The sequence below is a fragment of the Tautonia marina genome (assembly GCF_009177065.1).
Lineage (GTDB): Bacteria > Planctomycetota > Planctomycetia > Isosphaerales > Isosphaeraceae > Tautonia > Tautonia marina.
In genome coordinates this window covers 1-436 of sequence record NZ_WEZF01000073.1, presented here as the reverse complement: position 1 = coordinate 436, position 436 = coordinate 1, and the positions used below count along the sequence as shown (strand labels likewise).

1 protein-coding gene is annotated in these 436 nt (G+C 70.4%); it reads right to left on the bottom strand.

Annotation, left to right across the window (positions count from 1 at the left end; all coding sequences use genetic code 11):
• Positions 1-63: 63 nt before the first annotated feature.
• On the bottom strand, positions 64-436 hold a 373-nt coding region (locus tag GA615_RS27260; protein WP_152054504.1), incomplete at its 5' end, for an IS5 family transposase.

Genomic DNA, 436 nt, shown 5'->3' with positions numbered 1-436 from the left:
CCCCGGTGAGGATCAGCCGCACCGGGTTGCCCAACGCGTCGGCGGTCAGGTGCAGCTTCGTCGTCAGGCCGCCCCGGGACCGGCCGAAAGCCTGTTCACCGCTTTTTTTCGGGCGCCGGCGGCATGGCGGTGGGCGCGGACCGAGGTGGAGTCGATGAGCAGGTTCTCCAGGTCGGCGTCGCCGCCGAGGGCCTCCATGATCCGGGCCCAGGTCCCCGTCTTGGCCCAGCGGTTGAACCGCTGGAAGACCGTGTCGTGCTTGCCGAAGCGGGCCGGCAGGTCGGACCAGGGGGCACCGGTGCGGGCGACCCAGAGCACGGCGTCGAGGAAGAGCTTGTTGTCCTTGGCGGTGGCTCCGGGGTCGCCGGGCTTCCCGGGCAAGAGGTGGGCGATGCGTCGGAATCGTTCGTCGTCCATCTCGAAGCGGCGCATCGAG